General features: G+C 58.0%; 28 protein-coding genes. 8 read left to right on the top strand and 20 right to left on the bottom strand.

What is annotated here, in order from left to right; translation table 11 throughout:
- Positions 1–7: 7 nt before the first annotated feature.
- The 7 genes from tnpC to IVA93_RS37920 form a co-directional block, all read right to left on the bottom strand.
- Entirely contained in the window at positions 8–1,579 is a 1,572-nt protein-coding gene (gene tnpC, locus IVA93_RS37950) for an IS66 family transposase (RefSeq protein WP_247384585.1), read from the bottom strand.
- A 52-nt stretch (positions 1,580–1,631) separates the two neighbouring features.
- Positions 1,632–1,985, bottom strand: coding sequence for an IS66 family insertion sequence element accessory protein TnpB (tnpB, locus tag IVA93_RS37945; protein WP_148750250.1), 354 nt, complete (start codon positions 1,983–1,985; stop codon positions 1,632–1,634).
- Positions 1,966–2,439: an IS66-like element accessory protein TnpA gene (gene tnpA, locus IVA93_RS37940; RefSeq protein ID WP_247790022.1), complete on the bottom strand. Its 474-nt coding sequence runs from the start codon at positions 2,437–2,439 to the stop codon at positions 1,966–1,968. Before tnpA ends, tnpB begins: the two co-directional genes overlap by 20 nt.
- A gap of 159 nt (positions 2,440–2,598) precedes the next feature.
- The gene (locus IVA93_RS37935; protein WP_247790057.1) at positions 2,599–3,729 is read right to left on the bottom strand and encodes a hypothetical protein; all 1,131 of its coding nucleotides are present in this window, start codon (positions 3,727–3,729) and stop codon (positions 2,599–2,601) included.
- An 86-nt stretch (positions 3,730–3,815) separates the two neighbouring features.
- On the bottom strand, positions 3,816–4,607 hold the full coding sequence (locus IVA93_RS37930; RefSeq protein WP_247790056.1) for a hypothetical protein: 792 nt from the start codon (positions 4,605–4,607) through the stop codon (positions 3,816–3,818).
- Positions 4,608–5,206: 599 nt separating this feature from the next.
- Positions 5,207–5,500 carry a hypothetical protein gene (locus IVA93_RS37925; RefSeq protein ID WP_247790055.1) on the bottom strand — a complete coding sequence of 98 codons (294 nt, stop codon included), beginning with the start codon at positions 5,498–5,500 and terminating at the stop codon, positions 5,207–5,209.
- 491 nt (positions 5,501–5,991) lie between these two features.
- Positions 5,992–6,168 (bottom strand): hypothetical protein, encoded by a 177-nt coding sequence (locus IVA93_RS37920; RefSeq protein ID WP_247790054.1) that lies wholly within the window; start codon positions 6,166–6,168, stop codon positions 5,992–5,994.
- A gap of 286 nt (positions 6,169–6,454) precedes the next feature.
- Between IVA93_RS37920 and IVA93_RS37915 the strand changes: the two genes are divergently transcribed.
- Complete coding sequence (locus tag IVA93_RS37915) at positions 6,455–6,673, top strand: hypothetical protein (protein WP_247790053.1); 219 nt, start codon at positions 6,455–6,457, stop codon at positions 6,671–6,673.
- On the opposite strand, the gene IVA93_RS37910 is transcribed toward IVA93_RS37915, so the two are convergent.
- Both IVA93_RS37910 and IVA93_RS37905 read right to left on the bottom strand, forming a co-directional pair.
- Complete coding sequence (locus tag IVA93_RS37910) at positions 6,657–7,160, bottom strand: hypothetical protein (RefSeq protein WP_247790052.1); 504 nt, start codon at positions 7,158–7,160, stop codon at positions 6,657–6,659. The two genes, IVA93_RS37915 and IVA93_RS37910, sit on opposite strands and share 17 nt — an antisense overlap.
- 56 nt (positions 7,161–7,216) lie before the next feature.
- Positions 7,217–7,723, bottom strand: coding sequence for a hypothetical protein (locus IVA93_RS37905; RefSeq protein WP_247790051.1), 507 nt, complete (start codon positions 7,721–7,723; stop codon positions 7,217–7,219).
- Between IVA93_RS37905 and IVA93_RS37900 the strand changes: the two genes are divergently transcribed.
- Together IVA93_RS37900 and IVA93_RS37895 are read left to right on the top strand one after the other, a co-directional pair.
- Positions 7,722–8,591 (top strand): DUF4238 domain-containing protein, encoded by an 870-nt coding sequence (locus tag IVA93_RS37900; protein WP_247790050.1) that lies wholly within the window; start codon positions 7,722–7,724, stop codon positions 8,589–8,591. The two genes, IVA93_RS37905 and IVA93_RS37900, sit on opposite strands and share 2 nt — an antisense overlap.
- A 257-nt stretch (positions 8,592–8,848) precedes the next feature.
- Positions 8,849–8,989, top strand: coding sequence for a hypothetical protein (locus IVA93_RS37895; RefSeq protein ID WP_247790049.1), 141 nt, complete (start codon positions 8,849–8,851; stop codon positions 8,987–8,989).
- A 296-nt stretch (positions 8,990–9,285) separates the two neighbouring features.
- Here the strand turns inward: IVA93_RS37895 and IVA93_RS37890 are convergent, their stop codons facing one another.
- The 6 genes from IVA93_RS37890 to IVA93_RS37865 all read right to left on the bottom strand — a co-directional run bounded on the left by IVA93_RS37890 (position 9,286) and on the right by IVA93_RS37865 (position 12,785).
- Positions 9,286–9,492: a hypothetical protein gene (locus IVA93_RS37890; RefSeq protein ID WP_247790048.1), complete on the bottom strand. Its 207-nt coding sequence runs from the start codon at positions 9,490–9,492 to the stop codon at positions 9,286–9,288.
- Positions 9,485–10,084 carry a hypothetical protein gene (locus IVA93_RS37885; RefSeq protein WP_247790047.1) on the bottom strand — a complete coding sequence of 200 codons (600 nt, stop codon included), beginning with the start codon at positions 10,082–10,084 and terminating at the stop codon, positions 9,485–9,487. Before IVA93_RS37885 ends, IVA93_RS37890 begins: the two co-directional genes overlap by 8 nt.
- A gap of 2 nt (positions 10,085–10,086) precedes the next feature.
- Complete coding sequence (locus IVA93_RS37880; protein WP_247790046.1) at positions 10,087–10,758, bottom strand: hypothetical protein; 672 nt, start codon at positions 10,756–10,758, stop codon at positions 10,087–10,089.
- Positions 10,758–11,036 (bottom strand): hypothetical protein, encoded by a 279-nt coding sequence (locus IVA93_RS37875; RefSeq protein ID WP_247790045.1) that lies wholly within the window; start codon positions 11,034–11,036, stop codon positions 10,758–10,760. The genes IVA93_RS37880 and IVA93_RS37875 overlap by 1 nt, the downstream gene beginning before the upstream one ends.
- 502 nt (positions 11,037–11,538) lie before the next feature.
- Entirely contained in the window at positions 11,539–11,718 is a 180-nt protein-coding gene (locus IVA93_RS37870; RefSeq protein ID WP_247790044.1) for a hypothetical protein, read from the bottom strand.
- 734 nt (positions 11,719–12,452) lie between these two features.
- Positions 12,453–12,785 carry a zinc-finger-containing protein gene (locus tag IVA93_RS37865; protein ID WP_247790043.1) on the bottom strand — a complete coding sequence of 111 codons (333 nt, stop codon included), beginning with the start codon at positions 12,783–12,785 and terminating at the stop codon, positions 12,453–12,455.
- A gap of 97 nt (positions 12,786–12,882) precedes the next feature.
- Between IVA93_RS37865 and IVA93_RS37860 the strand changes: the two genes are divergently transcribed.
- The 3 genes from IVA93_RS37860 (at position 12,883) to IVA93_RS37850 (ending at position 15,145) form a co-directional block, all read left to right on the top strand.
- Positions 12,883–13,755 carry a hypothetical protein gene (locus tag IVA93_RS37860; RefSeq protein WP_247790042.1) on the top strand — a complete coding sequence of 291 codons (873 nt, stop codon included), beginning with the start codon at positions 12,883–12,885 and terminating at the stop codon, positions 13,753–13,755.
- 259 nt (positions 13,756–14,014) lie between these two features.
- On the top strand, positions 14,015–14,341 hold the full coding sequence (locus tag IVA93_RS37855) for a hypothetical protein (protein ID WP_247790041.1): 327 nt from the start codon (positions 14,015–14,017) through the stop codon (positions 14,339–14,341).
- Positions 14,342–14,950: 609 nt separating this feature from the next.
- Complete coding sequence (locus IVA93_RS37850) at positions 14,951–15,145, top strand: hypothetical protein (protein WP_247790040.1); 195 nt, start codon at positions 14,951–14,953, stop codon at positions 15,143–15,145.
- Here the strand turns inward: IVA93_RS37850 and IVA93_RS41410 are convergent.
- Positions 15,123–15,398: an H-NS family nucleoid-associated regulatory protein gene (locus tag IVA93_RS41410; RefSeq protein ID WP_524536887.1), complete on the bottom strand. Its 276-nt coding sequence runs from the start codon at positions 15,396–15,398 to the stop codon at positions 15,123–15,125. The genes IVA93_RS37850 and IVA93_RS41410 overlap by 23 nt on opposite strands.
- Before the next feature lie 126 nt (positions 15,399–15,524).
- A complete protein-coding gene (locus IVA93_RS37845; protein ID WP_247790039.1) occupies positions 15,525–15,725 on the bottom strand; it encodes a hypothetical protein in 201 nt (66 codons plus the stop codon).
- A gap of 179 nt (positions 15,726–15,904) precedes the next feature.
- Between IVA93_RS37845 and IVA93_RS37840 the strand changes: the two genes are divergently transcribed.
- Positions 15,905–16,177 (top strand): hypothetical protein, encoded by a 273-nt coding sequence (locus IVA93_RS37840; RefSeq protein ID WP_247790038.1) that lies wholly within the window; start codon positions 15,905–15,907, stop codon positions 16,175–16,177.
- Between the two features lie 273 nt (positions 16,178–16,450).
- Here IVA93_RS37840 and IVA93_RS37835 read toward each other — a convergent pair whose 3' ends face one another.
- On the bottom strand, positions 16,451–16,591 hold the full coding sequence (locus IVA93_RS37835) for a hypothetical protein (protein ID WP_247790037.1): 141 nt from the start codon (positions 16,589–16,591) through the stop codon (positions 16,451–16,453).
- A gap of 747 nt (positions 16,592–17,338) precedes the next feature.
- Here IVA93_RS37835 and IVA93_RS37830 point away from each other — a divergent pair.
- A complete protein-coding gene (locus IVA93_RS37830; protein ID WP_247790036.1) occupies positions 17,339–18,325 on the top strand; it encodes a pPIWI-associating nuclease domain-containing protein in 987 nt (328 codons plus the stop codon).
- Positions 18,326–18,427: 102 nt separating this feature from the next.
- Here the strand turns inward: IVA93_RS37830 and IVA93_RS37825 are convergent, their stop codons facing one another.
- Together IVA93_RS37825 and IVA93_RS37820 are read right to left on the bottom strand one after the other, a co-directional pair.
- A complete protein-coding gene (locus tag IVA93_RS37825) occupies positions 18,428–19,699 on the bottom strand; it encodes a T6SS phospholipase effector Tle1-like catalytic domain-containing protein (protein WP_247790035.1) in 1,272 nt (423 codons plus the stop codon).
- 16 nt (positions 19,700–19,715) lie between these two features.
- Entirely contained in the window at positions 19,716–21,152 is a 1,437-nt protein-coding gene (locus IVA93_RS37820; RefSeq protein WP_247790034.1) for a hypothetical protein, read from the bottom strand.
- Between the last annotated feature and the right edge of the window lie 55 nt (positions 21,153–21,207).

The following is a 21,207-nucleotide window of genomic DNA, read 5'->3' as shown; positions in this document are numbered from 1 at the left end:
GACCCGTTCAGGCAGCGGCGGTTTTGGGGAAGTTGAAGGGCAGCAGGTCGGTGATATCGGCGTCGTCGGCGCGCTGAGGCAATTCGGTGAGCACGTGGCGCAACCAGGCTAACGGCTCGACGCGTGAGGCGCGGCAGGTCAGCATCAGACTGTAGACGACGGCACTGGCCCTGGCTCCCTCGACGGTGTCGCTGAACAGCCAGCTCTTTCTGCCAGTGGCAAAGATTCTGATATCGCGCTCCAGGAGATTGTTGTCGATCGGCATCCTGCCGTCTTGCGTGTAGCGCGTCAGATATGACCATTGGTTCAGAGTGTAGGATACGGCATCGCCAAGCTTGCTGTCGGGCAAGACCTTCGGGGCGATTTGATCGAGCCATTCCTTGAGGGCGTTCAGGACGGGAATGCTGTGTTGCTGGCGGAAGCGGCGAATGCATTGATCTGGCGTTTCGCCTCTGTCTGGTTTTTCGTCCCGCGCCTGCCTTTCAACCCGGTAAAGCTGTTCGAAGAACCGCAGCGCCTGCTCTGGCGGGCCGCCGCCCTTCTTCCTCGCCTTGAGGGCATCGACAAAGCGCCGTCGGGAGTGGGCCATGCATCCAATGTGGGTGGTCCCTTCCAGCGTGCGCCATGCGGTATAGCCGTCACTCATCACGATGCCACGGTAATCGCCGAGGAAGGCCTGCGGGTGGATCTGGCCGCGGCCCGGCTGATAATCCAGAAGAACGATGGGCTCGTGACTGCCCTGGCCGCTGCGATAAGCCCACATGTACGATGTGCTGGTGGCTTTTTTGTCCTTCTCCTTGAGGACCTGAACCGTCGTCTCGTCGCCATGGATGAGAGGTTGCAGTCTGAGCCGCAGCTTCAGGGCGTCTGAGATGCGATGCAGATGCTTCTCGCTCGAGCCGATCACCCAGTGACCCAAAGCGCCGCGGCTGACAGGAACACCTGCGCGTTCGAAGGCCTGCGCCAGACGGTAGAGCGGCGTGCCATCGACATATTTGTGAACCAGCGCGAACGCCAGCGTTGAGGCCGTGGCAACGCTGCCCGGCAAGGGCTGCGTCGGCATCGGCGCGGTCACGACAGGGGCATTGATCCCGGTGCGATCGCAATGGCGGCACCCATATTTGAAGCGCACATTCTGTAAAACCTTCGCCTTCACCTCGATATGAAGTTGCTCGGTGACAGTCTCGCCCATGCGATGCATCTGGCCACGGCAGCAAGGACACGCCTTCTGATCGTCGGGCAGGTCATACTCGACCCGCTCACGCGGCAGGTTCGCCGGCAGCGGTCTGCGGCCGCGCTTCTTTCCCGTTGTGCTTTCGACGGGTGGCAAGCCCGTGTCCGGAAGTTCGGCGATATTGTCCGTTTCGCTGCCGGCATCATCCTCGTCGGCGGCCTGCTCGGCTTCATTGAACAGACGGTCGACGTGCTTTTCGCTGCGCGGCGCAAAACGATGCAGGCGTGCCAGCGCCAGTTCTTCCTCGAGCCTGACGACGCGCTCCGTGAGCTGACGATTCTCCACCTGCAGCGCAGCAATGCGCGCCAACAGCGCTTCGACACTCGGTTCGCCGGTTCGATTCATCGGATTCTTGAATCTGAACCGTACCGACGCGTCAACCGCTCAAGTCGAGAGCTCAGCCGGCAACCTGATATTGCCGCACCGGATGGCGGACCATCGCATCGATATCGATGCCGTCAAGGATCCAGTGCAATTGCTCGGTCGTCAGCGTGACGACCGCCTCCTGGCGGCGCGGCCATCGGAACTTGTCCTCGGTCAGCCGCTTCAGGACCAGCACAAAGCCGGACCGGTCGAAGAACAGCAACTTCATCCGGTCGCAACGGCGATTGCAGAACGCAAAAACCGCCGGAGCGAACGGATCGAGCGCCATCGTCTCCTGGACCAGAACCGCAAGGCTGTTGATGCCAGCCCGGAAGTCGATCGGCTCACGGTGCAGATAGACCTGCAGGTCACCGCCCAGTCTGAACATGGCCCAGGGCTCCGATGATCGCCGTCAATGCATCCACATCGCCGCATTCCAGCGCGACCTTCACGCCGTTCGGCAGCGACGCGCTCACTTTGGCCGGAGAACAAAAAGCTGTAGTCCCCTTGGGTTCCGACCCGCGCACTTCATCGCAAGCCGCCGGCAAACCCACCATCGCCACGCTGCTCCCCCGCGACAGGGCGCGATCGGAAGCCCCCTCAAGTTGAACCGGGATGAACGCCGATGGGGGAGACCGCGGGACAGACCTGGTCGCGGTGTGCTTCTTGATCCATTTCCGAAGCAGGTTCGCGTTGACCCCGTGTTCGAGCGCAAGTCTCGATACCGAAACGCCAGGCTCAAGACAACTCGCGACAAGACGCTCCTTCGATGCCGCCTCGTAGCGCCGGCGACCGTTCCGACCAACAAGCCTGACCCGCAGTTTCTGATCATCGTCTGCCATCACAAGGTGTCCACCTATTTTGGTGGACACCTCATGCATCAGAGCACTCAAAAGCAAAAGGTGCAGGGAAATTCGCGCTTACCTCTATACCGACGAGGAGCAGGACGAGCGGCGACGCATTAGACCGCGTCGAAGCGCGGGGCCACCACTGGACGCTACCTAATACCCTCCATAGTTGGCGATGTACTCCCGGTACATTTCGGCCCTTTCGTCATCGAGCCCAAATCGGTTGATCTGCACCTTGCCCCTCATCCGGTCATCGCCATGCATGATGCAACTCAGGTCGGTCGCCTGCTCATGCCGGGCTACGATGGTCTTTGCTACTTCAAGAGGAAGCTCCTCACTGAAGGTTGGATTGCGACCGAAATTGTTCTGCGCATGATAGACGGCCCTCTCGTAATCCTTGAGGACCTCCCTCATGTAGACCATGGCAAGGTCGTCAATCTCTCTTGGAGCTTCCTTGCTTCCGAGGATCAACACAGAAACAAGCCGGGCGACCTTCCAAGTCTCGCGCTCCCATCCTTGGGTCAAACGCTCTTTCAAAAGGCCAAGGAAGTCTGGCTTGATGTACTCGAATGGCACGTGCGGCCACCCGTCGAGCAGGTACATATCGTACAGGCCACGAGCGAAGAGGCTTCGAACAGTATCATCCTCTAGCCAACGGGTAATCTCTGTGCTGCTGACGGCCCCAACCCGGTGAGCCATGTACGCGAACATGATGTCGGTAATCTGCTTAAGTGAATAGATGCCCTGTGACGCCTCCCCCAAGATCGAGGTAAGCATCGGGAATTCGGCCTTGGTCGCGTAGAGCTCAAGCCACCTAGAAGAGGCTCGCCTCAAACGGACGTCGATCGGGTGCGGCGGCTGCGTCAGCTTTCGCGCGTTCTCCAATGCTACGCGGTATCTGGAGACCCAGTAACGAGTCCGGCTTGGCTCCTCCAAGAACACGTCGTTGTAGGAGGCCTCGATCTCCTGAGCGAACCACTCCTCTTGTTGCGCCCTAACCTTTCCACTACGCGCGTCATCAAGCATCTCGCCCAAATCGCGGAGCACTGGGTGAGTGAGCGCATCCAGGCCAAACATGAGCTTCAGTCTGGCCCTCTCCGCATCCCCCTCGATGATGTAGGGCGCTTGCTTGTGCCAGAAAATGATCGGCGCGGGATCTCCTACGCGAAACAGCCTGTCCCTATAAGTATCAGGGACATAGCGCGTCACATCGTAGTGATCCACATTCTCATAAAGGAGGAAGGAGCTGATGTTGTAGTCAGCGTCCATTTCCGGAACGTACATCGCGTTTCCGGCCTCAAATATAGGCACGCCGATAGAGTCGGCTGGAGAGAGCCGAAGAGCAGCGGTTACTCTCAGCCCATCAGGTATCAAATGTTCACCCCGGCCTTCTTGTAAATGCGCTCAACGGCGTCATAGATCGACGAATAGTGCTGGCTGAGACTGAGCGGCAGCAACCGGTAGGTCTCGATGTATTTCGTGAGCTTGAGCAACGACTCACGCACACCGTCGGTGCGCATGTACTCCTCGGGAATCACAACGCCGAGCAGATCTTCCTTACGAAGAGGAATATCCTCGCCGACCTGCACTTCGATGGCCGCTGCACGGTCGTCGCAGTTCTTCGTCGAACCCTCCCGGTACAGCTTTCCTAGCGCCAAGATTTCAGCGTGGCTCATGTCGAGAACGTGCTCGTCCTTGATCTTTTCCTCGTCAACCGATTTGCGATCCACGTACCTGCGTGGGGTGTCAAAATATAGGGAAATGAGCCTGCCGATCAAACCGTCGTCGGCACCAAGCTCGAAGTTCTTCATGTCGAAGGCAGTTAGATATGATGGCATTCGATTGCGGTCGAAGGCGCCGGTATCGAAGGGGTAGATTCGCTTGATCGGCGGCGGTGTAGCAAATCGCATGACGAACACAGACGGAAGCTGCCAGGCCTCCGGGTTCAAAGAGCCCCGTCCCTTGTATGCGGCGCGGCCGACGAACAGGTAGCAGAGCTTTTCGCCCTTGAAGACATCACACCTCATCGCAAGCAGCTTCTCGTCTTGGATGATTTTGAAGAGCTTGCTGGATGGCGCGCTATGGACCCATGGCGGACTTTTCGGACTGGCTATATTCGAGTTATTGAGAAATTCCCGTAAACGCACTTCCCGAGGTTTCATGGTCTGACCCTAGAGGCTGCGGCAAATCACTTCCCTCAATCTATCAAAATCGGTTGAGGCAGGTGGGTTCACAACCCTTAATCCCCACTACTCAACCGAAATGTCTGACGATGCCATGGGCAAGCATAAGAACCGTACAGAGGGAGACCAAAACGCCGGCCAGGACCGCCAGAAGCATGAGGACAAACCCCCGCTCCCGGCCAAAGGCTCGGACCACGGTCTCCGACTGAGATAGGATTCCACCCATCCCCACTGCGATCCTCGCTAGCTTAGGTTCGTGCTTTTGCGTGGCTTTAGCCATGCCCGTCTCCGAAAGTGAACCTCCGGGATACTTCCCGGCTCGTACCGTATGATCATTCCCGAGGCGTCAACCGCTAACAACGCACCACGACTATCCCCATCGGGTTTGCAGTTTGGAAAAACCTCTTTGATGCTTCATCCAACACCAATGGTTATTTCAACCAACCGCAACGCACAGCAACGCACCGCCCTTGGAAGCGCTTTTTACATCAGCGATTCCAATAAGTTACGACCTTCACGGCGGCGGCCCCGCGGAAGCTAGCAGAACAGCGTCCAAAATTTGGAGAAGTCGTCCGAAACTACGGATTTGCCGGATACGGCTCGCCCGACTGGGCGTCAAACGCCCAGCCCCCTGCGACCGCGATGACGTGGCTAGGCCCGTGCTGGACGATATTCGCCGGGTGTCCGGCCTGGCTGGCCAGAATCGATACGGTGAATGCGAACGTGGCGCAGTTGCCCCACACCTCCTGGTGCTCGACGATGACGCGCTTGTGGGTCTCATCAATTATGCGAACCGCCCATTCAGGCGGAGGACTGCCGAGATCGGCAGATGCGCAGCCGGTCAACAGCAAGGCGACGAGAGCCAGTTTCAAGAACTCACTTTCCATTATGAGCTGGCGAGGAAGATACGGCCTCCCTCGCCTGCCCGATCGGTCCCGGCAGCTCGAACACCTCGCGGTGCAGCTCCGGGTGTTTGGCATCTAGGAACCGCCTCTCACCCTGCGTGTCCCTTCGAACCCGTTGGACGAGAAGCAGATTGATCCCCAATGCGGCGAACCACTTCGCGCGTGTCTCTTCGCTGAAGACGGCGCACATGGTCTGGGCCGCGCGCGTCTTCCCTTGCAGCATATACTTGCAGGCGCGGGCAGGCGCACCGCGCGGAAGGCGGACTTGCCCACCTCGGTTACATTGACGACGTACCAGCTTGTGGCGTTGGACTTCATGGGGTTGGTTTTGGGTGATGTTCACCGTTTGGGGCGCTGAACCTTGTTTTAGAAAATCTTCCAGATAAGGACGTACAGGACGATGCACCCCGCCAAGTTCGACACCGCCTCAGCCAGCTCATGAGCGGGTGTGCAGTCCATCACAACTTCCCTGTCCAACGATGCCAGCGGTAAGTACCCTGCCCGCTGGCGTTCGGACGCTCCTCATGCCCGGCCGGATCGTCAGCCGCGTACAGGTAACCCTTGTCACGCAGGCGGCTGAAGATCTTGCGGGCATCGGTGGTGCCGAGCTTCTGTACAGTCACCTGCTGCTGCACCTGCGTCAGCCCATGCCCGCTCCCGCCCAACCCGGCGCCGGCAGCCTCTCCGTTCGATGCGCGATCCCCTTCTAATGGACGCGAACACCAGCCGTGATGCAGACGCCGCAGAAATGGCGGCTCTGTATCGCGCTGCCGACGACAGAGGCAGGGAGTTTGCCGCGCACATGGACAAGACCGTGTTTGCTTTGGTATAGAATGAAGCAGGCGCGTGAGGAGCGGGACGCCTTTAAGGCCGAGTACAAGGCTAAGTACCAACTCGGCGGTAACGAATAAACGATACGACATGACCAGCAAAGCTAAGCGCACCATCAGCGTCTCTCCTGAGAGCGATTACGAAATACACCGGCTTGCAAATCTCTGGGGCGTCACCGTCACCAGGACGCGGGAGCGCTGCTATCACTACGCTGCGACGGGGCGCATCGGAGAGATTGCAGAAATCAAACGAGCTTCCTCCATTCGCCAAGCGGAGGCCAAGGTTGAAATGCTCAAGGCTGAGCGATAGGCCAATCATCCATCAGCTTTGTCCGGCCCTTCGGCAGCTCTGTGTATGGGCTATGAGCCAGCAGGAAGTCGCGCCAGAATCGCATGACCGCTTCAAATAGCATTGCGGCTGGGGCCACATGCGGCAATCCCTCATGCATGCCCATGTCTAGGACGAAGTAAGAATAACCTTCATTGTAAGCCCCTTCATTGAAGGCAAAACTGTTCAGAGGGCCAACATCGACCGTACTGATTTGAAGACCACCCGCCGGTCGAAAATGTTTTGAGCCGTTCGCCAGCGGCTCCATCTGCGCGTACCAGACGTGACTATTCAGCCAGTCCCTATACGCCTTGAAGTCCTTTGCAATGCCTATCTCCTGCCGTCGGAGCGCGTCGTTCTTGAGGTAGTCCTTCCACACCCACTCATGAAGATGATATGCCGTGATGACGAAATTCATCGCGTGCCGCGCGGAGCCTTGATTGTCGCAGAAGTCGTCGAACTCCTGCACAAGCTTTTCCGTAAAACTGGAGCGGGTTGGTGATGCCGAACACAGCGGCCCCTTTGCTAATCCGCCATTGACGTAAACGGGTTCCGAGGTTGCGGAAGCTCATTCTGCGGGCCATATTGTTTGAGGAAGTCTGACCAGAACATCACAACCTCCTCGACGACAATCACTGCCTCGATCCAGCGGCCGTCTTCAACTTCAACTTCAAGCATTCGCTCCTGATATCCATCCTCTACATAGCCGTCTTGAGCATAGGTCGGCGACGACTTCGTCTTGGCGAGCTTACTGGCGAAATGCTTGCTACCGTTTGCAACAGCCTGTGTGATCCTGAACCAGGGCTGGGCTTGATCGACCCAAGCCAGAAATGACGGCTTGTCCCTGATTCCCAGGGCGGTCCACGTGACATAGTCTGTCTGGAGCCAGTCCCCCCAAATCCATTCGGCGATGTGGTAGGCCGACAGCATGCAGTTAATAGCATGCCTCGGGGATCCGGGCTGCTCTCCAAAGTCATCATAGTCCTCAAGCATCTTGCCGTAAAAACTGACCGCGCTATCTATTCCAAACATGACCATCCCGCCGAAGCCACCGAAGCACCATTATATCCCTGTTTTCTATCTCCGCGAGTGGACCAATCATGAAGGCCGGCTGATTGAATTCAGCCGCCCTACCGGCCAGGAGGTTCAACCGCGGGCGACGGCGCCCAAGGGTACAGGCTTTGTCAGAGGGCTCTACCGGCTTGATCACCTCAGCGGCGACGCAGCAGAGGCCTTTGAGCGATTTTTCTTCTCCTTGGTCGACAATCTAGCCAAAGACAGTATGGACATTCTGCTTGGCAGGCGAGAGGTGCCCTTCGACCACCGAAGCCGCAGCGCCTGGTCGCGTTTTGTTTTAGGGATGCTGTTCCGTAACCCCGAACGGCTCTCAGCCACGCGGAAGTACGTCGAGGATTTTACGCTCGATAACTACGAGCGGGACAAAATCGCGTACGAAGCGCAGAAAGCTGAGGACGATCCGGAGTACATTGAGTACCTGGTCCGCAACGTAGCTTTCACGACGATGGACTGGATTAAGGGAATGCTGGAGAGCTCGAAGCTGGGGCAGCACATGAACAACATGTACTGGTCCGTCCGCGACGTTTCCGATGGAGGGCTGAAGCTCTTCACTTCAGACCGCCCCGTCGTGATGACGAACGGCCTGGGCTACAACTGGTCTAACTTGGTGATGCCCATTAGCCCGACGAAGGCATTCATGGCGACCAACACGGTTGAGATAATGCAGCAGCTCAAGGGTATGAGCACCATGGAGTTCATCAAGTTGTCGAACGAAAAGGTGCTGAAGTACGCACAGAAGTTCGCATGGAATACGAATGCCGACCAGATCAACGTCGCTCGCCGTTACCTTTCACTGGATGCTGAAGTAAGCCGAACTTTTTGACGCCCCGCCGTTTCGTCAGGGCCAGTTAGTCCAACAACCGAGAGTCTAAGGCATAGGCGCCCGCCCAGGCGGCGTCCCGCTTCGTCCTCGCTGAGGTCTTTCCCCAGCGCGCCTTCGCGGCCGCCTGCATCTCAGGCTTCTTCGCGTTGCCCTTGCCGGTGGCGTGAACCTTCAGCTTACTGAGGTGGATCGTCGACTATGGCAGCCCCGCCAGCTCGCAGGCGAGTACGGCAGCTCCGAGCATTGGGAAGAAAGCTTTGACGCTGGAGAACTGGCCGGAATGGCTCCTCGATGCAGACGCCGATGCAATCCGGTCCTGCGAAGCGCTGGACGCCCCCGTCAACGCCAACCGTCCTGCTGCCGATGTTGCCTTCAAACCGAAGTGCCTGGGCATCTAATCCTCCATCAACATAAACCCGGCTAACGCCGAGCGTCGTCCCAGATCCAATCCGAGCACGTACTTGCGGCTCAAGCACGGGGCTTTGTTGGGTACCCACAACGTAGAGAGGAAGCTTGCGTCCGGCTTTGCGGATCAGAGATTTAGTCTCGTCCACGAGTTTGGCTGGCACGCGAAGAGGAACGGTAGGTTCGCCATACGGCCCGCTGCTCGGCCTTCGGTCAGATCGCATCTGGGGCGGGTATGTTTGCATGAATCGATCGTGAGCCGAGGAGAGAACCCCGTCAAACCATTTGATCAAAGCGTGGGCAGGACTTCCCGCTTCTCAAATGTCCGATCGCTTCGGTAAAAGCTCTCGTAGGATTTATCGTCGCCGTAAAACACGGAATGGACCCCATACTCGTTGGTGTCCTTGAACCAGAACCCTTTCACCACTTCAGCGACGTCATAGAGCTTGAAAACGGCTATCTCCGCCGACTCGTAGAGCTGGCTGCCGTCAGACAACTGAAAATCGGACAGTGCACTCCGGCGAGCGGCGTTGAACTCCCTCACCGCTTGCTTCAACCGCTCCTTTGAATTTCGAATCCTTCACCTTCTGCACGTAGCCGTAGAGATGGTCTTCCTCTTTCTTGCTGAGCATCGGCATCTGCATGCGCCATTCCTCTGACGCCGCACGCTGCAGCGAGTGGAATTTCAAGAGATTGAAGAAGTGCTCATCGAGGTCGTCTTCGCTATAGCGTTCAAGGGTCTCCCGGTAGAGAACATAGGGACGCGTCCCGATGAAGTCGAAGTTCTCGTACACAGGGTATCGCTCGGTGAGGATGAGGAGTTGAGCCTCCCGCACCTTTGCATCCGCTGCAAACAGCTTTTCTTGCTCCGCCAGTGCCCGGTTATAGATGGTGTAATAGCGATCCGGGTTTATCTCGATGAGGTAGTTGGACAGCTCGCGCGCATATGCGTGGATGAGGTTGCTACGGTCGATAGCCGATGCCCGCGATGACACGGAGGCGTCCTGCGACGCGGGCTTTGCCTTGGGACGATACCCGTAGCCAGCAAGCGCCCCCATGGCGAAGATCAGAATGTATCCCCACTCCATCGTCAGTCCTCGTCGTGCAGAAGCACGCCTTCCTTCTGGAAGGTGCTGTCTGTCCGGTAATAGCTCTCGAGGAAATCGTCATCGTTGCCGGCGAAGAAGCTGTACATCCCGTATTCGTCGAGGTCCTTGAAATAGAACCCCACGCGAGTCTCAGCGAAATGGTCGAGATGGAAAGCTTGGAGGTGAGCGGTCTCGAACACCATCTCGCCGTGCTTGGCTCGCCAGAGAGGCTGGTCCCGCTCGCGCCAGTGGTATTCGCGCATGCCCGCTTTGATGTGATCGTATAGGAGGTTGTCCTTCGACAGCCGCTCATTGGCGACTTTCGCCTGCTCCACGTTCCTTGACCGCTGCCACAGGTACCACCCGCCAGCGATCACCAGCACGATAAGCCATGACTCCATGGTGCTTGCTCCCCCCCGGCCCATTATCGCCCGGAGGTTGCGGCAGCTCAATACTGCGGACGCTTCAGCAACTCGGGCAGCCGGGATCGCTTTGGCGATCCGTCTCGCCTCCTCGCGGGACAGGAATTGGCGGGCGTACTGGTAGCCGTTGCGATGGAGATCTTCACGGAGGGGGACGCCGCAGATAAAGAAGCCGCTGGCGTCCTTCACCTCGAAGCCGTCCTTGCGCTCCTCCATGGTCCAGGGAGCCGGAAAGCGCCAGAGGTTGTCCATCAGGCCCTGCGGTGTGCGGGGGTACCCTTGATGCGCTTGCCGGAAGCATAGCTCTTCAGGTTCAGCCCCTCCTCGGCCAAGAGCTGATCGCGCTGACCGCAGAGGCCTTCGACCTTGGCCTGCATCCGGGTCAGCAGCGTTTCGGCCGAGGCGGTCGAGATGCCTGCCCGGCGCAGGGTCTGTATTTCCGTTTGCTGGCGGCCGATTTGTCGCCGCATGTAGCTGATTTCGTTCCGGATTCCGTCCAGTCCCATGGCCACACCCTTGAATGCGACCATAGAACAAAACGGGATCATAAGAGTCAACGGCTCAGAAGCGGCGAACCAGAATAATTCCGACGCCGAGCAAAAAGCCCGCGATTACGGCGGGCAAGCCGATCGCGGTGATATGGGCGCCCCAGAGGCTCATTTCGAGAGAAGTCTGCACTTGGATGTCTCCATGTTGGAAACACCCGGCGGGTGACCACTAGTTTACTACTTGTGCAGCGCAGCGAAGAGCGTTTGGAATCGCCACAAACGAAAGGGCCGCCCCAAAGGACGGCCTTTCACAATAATCTCTAATCGAATGTAATTCCTAAATCGGGGAGCTCTGACCATCCCCTTTATTCGATCACCTTGTCAGGATGATCTTGATCCTGATGCTGATAAGCATTTGGACCTCTTTCCGCCGCCGGGCGCTACGTCGGCTTTTGGATTACGGACAGCGCCGTCCGCACGCGCCATCAAGCACAGCGGGAGGTTGTCCGCCAGAAGTATATATTCTCGGCGGCGCGGAACCAATTCAGGTATGCAGGACGAGAAGACCTCGCAGGAGCGGGTCCCTCTCCATGACTCCCGGCCCGATCGCCAGCCGGATATCGGCGATGAATTCGGCGACGCTGGGCAGCTTGGTCCGGCCGACCACGGTCCACTTCGCCGCCTTGCGGATGGCGTAGAGCGGGCTTCGAGGTAGCGGCACCATTCGGCGACCTGCAGCGTCAGCTTAGCCTGATCGCCCGTGTAGACGTTCATCACCGCGACCATCGGGGCGTTCACCTTCTCCAACTCGTTGCCACGCATCTTCGCGGGCTGCACACGTCAGAAAGGGATCTCACTGCCTGGGCGACAGTGTCCCTCACCTGCTCCGTCAGTGACGACACTTCCGGCGGGTGCTTGCCCCGTATCGACACCGCCACAGCTGATGCTGCTCCATGACGGCTAGCCATGACTGCACTGAGGGCGGCAGCAAGTCCGTTGTCAAAGCGACCGCCAGTTGTTCGGCTTTCGCCGCGGTTCGCGGAGCGGCGACAGTGAGAGCGCCAGGTTGCCGGCCAGTCTGCCTTGCGACCGCTGTGGACGGCATTTCCGCTGGTCCAGTAGTCGGAGAAGTCGGCCCACTCGTTGCTGATACGACTGACGTCCCATCCGAATTGTTCGTTTGCCCGGGAGGGAGTGTTGCGCTATTTCGCAGAAACTCTTCAAGACGGATTGCAGACGTAGATCCGCGACGGGGGGCTTTCTTGGTTGGGAGGACTCAGAAGGGGTATCCGTATATGTATCTGTGTCTGCAACAGTAATCGTTTGGACTTTTCGGCCGATCGTTTGGCTCTTTCGGCCAAACTGTTCGGCGCTTTCCGCCAAGCGATACCAATACGTGCGCTTACGTTGCCAGCGCTGAATTGATCTCGCGCGATGAGTTTCGCCATGAGCAACCGCTCAATTGCATTGCGGATTTGCTTCTCGCCAAGATACGGGAAGAGACCGCACCACGCGGAGCGCTGTTGCATGCCCATCGCGGACATTTTGCCCGTTCAAGGCGTTGCGAAGGCACCAGTGCTCGATGTTGGAGAAGATGATGGCAGCTTCTACGCGGACTTCGGCGGCAAGATCGATGTCGAAGGAGTGCATAATACGGGTGCCCTCGTGCAAAGGAGAGCAGATCTCAACGACCCTCCGGCATGTCTCAACATCGAACATTCCGATTTGGCAACGCTTCCGGTTGATGCCTAGTTGCTCAGACAGCCAGCGATAACCAGAGCCACGAGCCAAAGCCTTCCTATAATTTTCGCCTCGGTCTCGGCGCCCCCTTGAGCAATTTGGCCTGCCAGAGAGGATCGAAAGCAGCCCCTAGCCCTCAACGCCAAGCTTGAGTCAGGAATTCGTATACAGCAAGCACAAAACCGACTTATCTTTCCTCAGCTGTTATCTGAACGAGAGGGTGGCCGTGCTTAGCCTCTTTTATCTCTTGCTAGATTACGTTGCCCTTTTTGGGCTCGCAGTCGACCTGTTCGTCATTCATATGGCGATATATGCGATGCGACGTAACCATCCAGGCGAAGTCTATGTGATTTGGTACGCATGCTCGTTTTTTTTCATACTATTTTTCGGCCTTACCCTTCTCGCAAGAGTAAACGGCATTGGGATTTACGAGATCTGCGGGACACACAAAGAAACGTGCCAAAGCATTTACGACCATTTGACTGACCCCAAGGGTGAGATTGCTTTTCTGGGAGTAATGGTCGGTCTCGCGCTTGGGCCTCAGCTTATGACGTATCTAATTAGTGCACTCTGGGGCACTGCGTCGGCACCAAAATTTGTAAGGCATATCCAGGCGATCGCAGTTTGGAGCTTAGTAAAATTCTTAGCTGGCCTAGGCGGCATTGTAATTTCTCAGTCACTTGCAGTGCAGATGGCAGGAACTACCCTTTACGACGAAAACATCCCACGCATCGGCATCCTCCCCATCTTCGCCATAGGCGCAAGCAGTGTCGCGGCAGCCTTTATGATAGCCGCAATTTACACGATGCTGAATGACGCCTGGGATAGCTTCTTGGAAAAGCACGCGGCACCGCCAGCTCTGATGGATATCCATAAGTGGTGCACACGACATGTGCCTAAGTCGTCGCCGTACAGCATGACCCGACGCGCCCTCATAACGCTCCTGGAATCTGATGCTGTCTTTGAGTACATGGCTGACCACGGCTCCACCGAGGTCCGGGATAAGTCGCGTTCCATCTGAGTGCGACGCGACGTTTTCTCCTCAGATATTTCAAGCGCAGCATTCTGGCGCAAAATATCTGCCTCACCGAAAATCTAAACCCTTTCAGCCGAGGCAATCATGCCCTTCGAACCCGACCGTGCCCGTGCGGGTCCGGTCTCGCGTCCTATTGGGAGAACGATGCCCGCGGAATTCCCCTCGCCCGCGTCTGCGACAAGTGCGAAAGCTTTCTCACTACCGGCCCGAGGTGCTTACCAACTAGGAAGCCGACGAGATATCGATGCCGACTAAAATGCATCGCCATTGGTACCGCTGCGACTGGGATCACCACCTCATGCAGTGGACCCGAGAGACGCCGCAGCCCGAGAACTCGCCCTGCGCCAAGTGTGAGCTGCTTCAATTCCCCTGGGCGAGCGAGGATATGAAGACGGCCAAGTTCAAGCAGGACAACGGCATCGTCGATCTACCTCCACCGCCGCAGCTTGGCCTCGCCTTGGGCGTGAACCCTCGCGCCATCGTCATCTTCGACACAAACCGCGCTCCGTTCGAGCCGATCGCATCGAGCACGACGCCGCTCGCCGAGTTTGCGGATGTTGATGTTCGCTGAACCCAGCCCTTGACGGTGAATCCGTTTCTTTTTTCGACCAAATGCAGACCCTCTTCATGGGAAGGGGGGTTTTCTATTCGGGGATCACACCCATGGCAGGCACACAATGCTTTTAAGATTCGTCCACTGGCATGACCGGCAGGTTCGCAGGCTCGTAAGGTCTTGGGCACTCAGCTCGCTGCCCCCCCCGCCCCTTTGGGCGTTGTGGACAATGATGGCGCTGTTGTGGGTCGGCTTGGGGCTGACGCTGTACAACCAGCACCGGAATGGCAGCCTATAACTTTTTTCGGGTGGCGCCCCTTGCGGGCTAAAACCAGCGCTCATACGTATGTTCTAATCAGGACGGTCCAGCACACTATGCAAGGATGGCCTGGTTTTGGACGCCCACGCGGGCGACCCACCGGAACACCGAGCTGGTGTTGCCTTCCAGAGCGATCTGGTCGGTCAAAGCTATGAACTCAGTACTCTGAAGGCGCTTTCCCCGGTGGGTTTGCAACGTCGGAGATCCTCTCCCCGGATTTTGGGGGACGATCTTCGCCGCTGGACGGGCCCCCTCCCTCCTCACAGCGATATCGCCCCTCGATCCGGCTAACCTAGGAGCCGCATCGAATGCGAATCCGTAACTATCCTGACCGACCCTTCCTTGCTGCCGTGGTTCTCTGTGCCTACGGCGGCTTGGAGATGACCGCCGGCGTCATCTCCGGCGAGATGCACCGCGTCTTGACCATCTACGACTTCGTCCTCCAGGTCGCCGCGTTCACGCTCGCCGGCGTTTCCATCATCAAGCTGTGGAAGGGAGACTAGCCCGCCTGAAAAGCATCCAGAGACCTACCGCTCTGGGCCATCTCTCGGCCTTCAGCCAGGTTGGTTCGGCACCGCGGCCCGTCCAGGTCTTGGGCGGGTCGCGGAGGCTGCGATACTTGACGGCTGCCGAGGGTGGGCGCTTGCCCTCGCCGGGCTTAAAGCCGAGGGTTTTGATCTCGGCTTCCAGTTGGAAGCGCCGAGCGTCCTTGGCTGCCGCAAGCAAGGCGGTGATTTGCGGGTACGCCTCGATCATCTCGTCCAGTGATAAGGCTTTGGAGGTTGCGACGATGTTGCCATAAATGCTCCGACTGTTTGAGCCGAGGCTAAGCTTTGCGCCGAAGACGGCCAAGTCGGCTTGGCGGGGCATCAAGGGGCAAGGTCAATACTTGCCGACATAGGAGTGGAGGATGAAAACGCCCCGCTCCTCGTCCGAGGCAAACCTGAAGTGAAGCAGGTCGCCATCGTATTCCAGCCCCCACCCCGCCCGGCACTCTTTGTCGGCCATCGCCTCAAGGCGAGGAACGTCGGCGTCCGGAGCCTCCATCTTGTACGGGTATGGCAGGCTCCAGAAGTCGGCCACTATCGCCTCCTGATGAGGAAGTCATCCGGCTTCAGCTTCAGCTTTTTCAGCTCGGCAACCTTGAAGATTTCCGCGGCGACGACCTTTCCATCCATGACGAGAACGACGAGTGCCATTTCGCCGCCGAACGGGACGAAGACCTTGGCTGGTATTTGAACGCGTAAGAGAAAGTGAGAAATTTGGAAAACGTACAACATCAAAGCCAACTACAGTCTTCCGACAACAAATTTCACGTCGGGGCGCCAGATGGAAAGCACTACTGGCTCACACTAAAAGAGCTGATGGATAAGCTACAGGAAGAGTTCGGCTTCAACTTCGACCCATGCCCTTATCCGAAACCTGACGACTTCGACGGTTTTACCTGCGAATGGGGCACCTCCAGCTACGTCAATCCTCCCTTCGGTAGCATTCTCCACGGGCAACAAGAAGGGGCCGGCTGCGTGGGCACGTAAAGCCATTGAGGAGAACGGGAAAGGTAAGCGGGTCGTTCTAGTGTACCCCATCGACAAGTGGGTTCTGATGCTATTGGCTGCTGGTGCGCAGGTCAGAAATTTGGGGGACGTTCGCTAGTGTGCGACCGAGGAGGGCAGCCAGGGTAAGGAGACCGGTCGGCACATTGCCTGCTTTGTTCTTGAGCCAGACAACGACAACCAGCAAAAGGCGAACGTTGCATAGAAAAAAGGCCCCGGAGCGACCGGGGCCTTAAACTGGTGGGGCGGCTACTCTCAGCAGGCTTCCAATGTTTCACAACTAATACCCTCTCGGGACCCCAGAGCCGTTAGAATTGCTATGCCTTTGACGATGCGCAGGCGCACCTTGGCGGTGAGTTGCATGCGCAGGTTTAGTTTTACGGCGGGCTTGTTCATCGTGTTGTACTCCGTTGGGCTTGGGGTCGGGTAGACTTTGGGCTTGACCGGGTACCGTCAGGTGGACGCGCCACGCCACTTCGGCATCAATGTGAATGAGAGGTCGCCATAGTGCCGAGCTCTGCATTCGCGGAGAGGATATCTCACCCAACGCCGGCGCCGCAACCCGGGCTCATCAGTCTGCTCTCTCATCCTGACCTGTGCATAACGGGGACTACCGGGGGTAGGCTGACGCAAAAAGAAGAGCGGGGCTGCGCACCAGGACTGCCAGCGTATCAGCAGCGGACTCGTCGTTCGCCGCCATTCCGGTTATCATCATGACTGCCAAGCCAACCAACTTTAAACCAACGCTACGACGCAACCGAACGTGAACAAGCGCGGCTAATCCTCGTCAAATTCACCAGCCTTTTCAATATCTATCTGGATCCCCTTCCCGCTCATAACGGTCTGGTTGCAGGTTCGAGTCCTGCCGGGCCCACCAATGCGCTTTATTTATTGTGCGGACACTTTGATAACGACTCGATTTCCGCTTTAAGAACGACTCGATTTCGTTTTGAAAACGATCGATTTCCCATCCCTCTGATACAACTACCGAATTTAACCTCGATTTTTCCGGCGATTTTTGAGTGCGAAAAAACCGAGGGGGGTGTTTTGCTCCTCCGGGCAGCCGCAAACTTGCACCAATCCGCCAAATCTACCACATCTTGCCAATCTTGATCTTGCGAGGAGGAGTCCTTGGCTCGACGAATGACGCCGGCTGAGTATGAGCGCTGGGTCCGACAGCAGCAGAACGCGCAGAGAGATGCCATCCGCCGCTACAATCAGGAAGTCGACCGCGTAAACCGAGCCAACCGGGCGGCCGCGGAAAAGTCCGTGCGCGACTACAATCGGGAAGTCGACCGTGTCAACCAGCACAACAGGCGTGAGGCCGATAGGGTCAACCAACACAACAAGCGGGTCGTCGAGGACCACAATCGTCGTGTCCGGCAGAACAATCAGAACGCAGCGGCAGCCGTCAACAAGTACAACAGTGCCGTTCGGGCGCACAACGCGCAGGTCGAACGTGACCGCCAGCGGCGCATCTCGGCCCTCCGGGCCATTTCGAGCACTAATTACGTCGAAGTCCGTCAGTCCACGTTCGACCTGAGCGAGCGCTTCGACAGCGTCGAGCGGTCGGCTGGCACGGCGTCCTACGCCGATCTCCTGGCTCTGTCGGAAAGGGAAGCCAGCAACAGCGCTACAGTGGCCGAAGCACTCGTCGCCGATGAACCCAAGGCTCCGGAAAGCGCTCAGGACACCGGGATTCTGGAGTATCTCGCGGGCTTTTCGCGGGATCTCTGCGACCGCTGGCGCGGAGCGTTGTTCTCCCTGAACCCCGTCAATCCGGACGCCGGCCGGCATTTCTGCACCAGTGTGCGCGAAATCTTCACGGAAATCCTCGACAAGTGGGCCGACAACAACGACGTCCGCGAATCCAACCCGAACTGCGAACTCACGCCCAACGGTACGCCGTCACGTCGCGCCAAGATCCGTTTTCTGCTGAACCGGAAGCGCGCGGACTCTCCGGAGATGCTGGGCTTCGTCGAAAAAGACATTGACGATATTATTCAGCTTTTCCACGTCTTCAACGAGGCCACTCACGGCTCAGCTGGCAAACATGGTTTCGCTAGACTTCAAAGCATCCGCCAGCGTGTCGAAGGCGGTATCATGTTTTTGGCCGCGGTTGCTCTCTAATCCGCCTGCCGAATGAACGCTGCGACCGTAGAAAGGCCGGCCGACAAGGAGTTGGCGATCCTAGCCTCTGGAACGTACTAGGCCGCGCGGGATCTTGAACGATTACGTTGAGACGTCAGGCGGAGATTTTGCCGACGCATTTCCCGTCCCGGGGCCAAGTGAGACAGGCGCTGTTGGCGGATGCATGACCGGAGCCGCGCTTCGGTCGACTTCAAAAAATTTCTTGGCTTTCAGGTGGTTTTCCAGCGCGGCCGGCCTGTAGGGTCCGAAGCTCGTGTAGTTTCGCACCGACTTCATCGCGAGACGCTCATAGACGGTCTCGTGAAGCTGAGCGGTATCAGGAACGTCGCGGATGGCGCGATCCCACTTGAGGAAAGTGCCGCCGACGCCGACCATGCACTCGTCGTGCATCATCCCGTCGCTGGACGGATAGAGCTTCAGCAGGCCTTCGTCGACCATGACGCGGTTTGGCTCGGGTATCTTCTTGCTGATGAACTCGACCATCCACTTCAAGGTGATATCGGAAAGGCGGGATTCATTTTCGGGGTAACTTCCCCCGATGTCGGCATGATTGCCAGCAAACCATATCTGGTCGAACTGTTCGGGCTCGTCCTTCCTGTCCGGCCACTTGACCGTTCTTCGACCTCCCCACGCCACACGTTTGAAATCCTTCCGCCCCTCGTCGATCGACTGGAGGTGTCGCGCATACTGCACGTCGGGCGAAAAGTGCCGGTCATACGCCCAATCCGGGAAGAAACGCTGCACTCCGATCGCTGCGACAGCGTCCCAAATTCCGATGAAATAGGCGGAAGCTCCTGCCGTGCGGCCGATCTGCGAGCCGTAGTCCGCACGAAACTTCGCCTCCCTCTCCGACAGCGTCTTCTCGTCGGTTATTGGCATGCCTAGCTTGTAAAGACAGGCTACCGCCTCCTTCGCGATCCGCCGCAGCGACTTCGGATCGAGGCTCAGAGATTCGAGGCCCGGCTCCTTCGTCGGGATGCCGCACACTTCGAGAACGTGAGAAAGACACCTGGCTGTATAGGCTCCGCGGCTGAAACCGAACAGGTAGATACGATCTCCAGGCTCCCAAACGCCGATGATCGCTACGTAACAATCCATGATCTTCTCGGTGAGGCCCACCCCGAACATCTGCCGGATAGCTTCCTTGGTTCGGTCGATAAAACTGTTGTGCCTGGGCGTGGGCGTTCCGATGCCGGGAACGTAAAAGGCCAGTTGCTTGCTTGGATCGATGATCGATTCCGGCCCGGTCCGTGTCGCACGGTACAACTTGTAGACGTTAGTGCGGCTCTCGTCGGGCAGCAAGCCGCCTTCGTTTCCCGTGCCGTCGGCGAAGATGAGGATGTTCTTGGTCACTTCGTGCTCCTTGTACCTAAGCCAAAGCCGGATCGAGAGAGGCGTCACTGACGACGATGCCGGTTTCTGCTGTGAAGATCACCGCAACATCCTTCGCTTTTTCCCTGTACGCGCTGTACGCGCTTTGGCCCGCGAAAGTTATCGCGTCCGCCAGGCTTGCCACCGGCCCCTGCTTGGCGGTCGTTGCAGCGTCCTTGAACTTGTTTTCTTCCGTCCGCAGTCCTGCGATGGCGGCGTTCAGGTCGGACATGTTCGTCGGCGTCACGAGCTTCCCTCCGATATAGACGACCTGGCTAAGACCGACGATACCGAGGATGGTGTCCGGGATGACGAAGGTGGAAAGTTGCGTCACGCCTGCTGCGATCAAAGCTCCGATCACGACCAGCGCAAAGATGAAGCTCTGATAACGGTAGACGTCGAAAACCCCATCCGTGGTGAAGAAGTCGCGCCACGAGGCGTTCGACGGGTCGACGGTCGCCTTGGCCATCGGAATCCAGCCCAGACGCAGAAGCCACGCCCTGTTCTCGGCGGAAAGGCTATTGCGTTGAGCATCGGCGCCCTTGGCGACCGTAGCGCCGATCCCACTGATCCCAAGCAGTGTCAGGATCGTTCCGGAGATGTCCGTGAGCATTCCTGTCTGCAGAAGCAGTAGGGAAATCAGTGCGACGACGACAAGGGAAAACGAAAGCGTCTGGAAGGTGGACAGACTTCCTTTCCCGTCCGGGCCCGCGGTGACCCGAGCCGGGTTCAGGGCGCGCACGAAGGACGCCAAAGTGTGGTCTTGCTTGCGGAGCGCGAACGCTATCCAGACGTAGAGGAAGAAAAGCTCGACGACGATGATCCCGATACTTAGCCAATAGGGACTCAACCGGACCGTCGTAACGGAAACACGCCACGGAGATTCGCCGATGGGGCTGTTGCAGGTGTACAGATAAAGGTCGACCCGGTTCCAAAACCAGGCGAAGTCGTCTCCCATGTTCAAGGTGACGATCGACTGGTCGGGCTCCAGCAGGTGCTTCTCGACGAGCAGGTCGGACTCCACGGCGCGACGCGTCACCACGTCTTGCCTTTTTAGCAGATAGGTTTCGCCGTCCCTGTAATCGATGCCCGCGAAATACCTCACGCCTTCCACGAACGGCGCTCGCACACCGACATCCACGCGTTGGTTTGTCGGCAGAAAGTTCGTTGCGAACACGATCGTGCCGCCTACCGGGTTTCGGCCGGATTTCAGTTCGACCGCGAACTCCCCTGCTTTGACGCACTGCTTCTGAGGATCGTTACTTCGGGCCGCTGCGACCTCGCCCGTCTTTGTTTCTCTCGCTGGTGGGGCCGGCGTCGAAGCCGGAGGGGAGGATCGTGCATCCGCGGGGGGCTGGGCAGGCGCCGTCTGCTGCCCATCGATCTGAGACGGATTGTTCTGTTCGGCCGACTTCGCCGACGGCAGAAATGCCAAGGCTGACATTCCGACGGCGCACGCTGCACAAATCAGCGATCTGACCATAATCGAT

Source organism: Bradyrhizobium sp. 155 (assembly GCF_023101105.1).
Taxonomy (GTDB): domain Bacteria; phylum Pseudomonadota; class Alphaproteobacteria; order Rhizobiales; family Xanthobacteraceae; genus Bradyrhizobium; species Bradyrhizobium canariense_D.
Note: the sequence above shows the minus strand (reverse complement) of the source record. Positions and strands in the feature narration are given on the sequence as shown.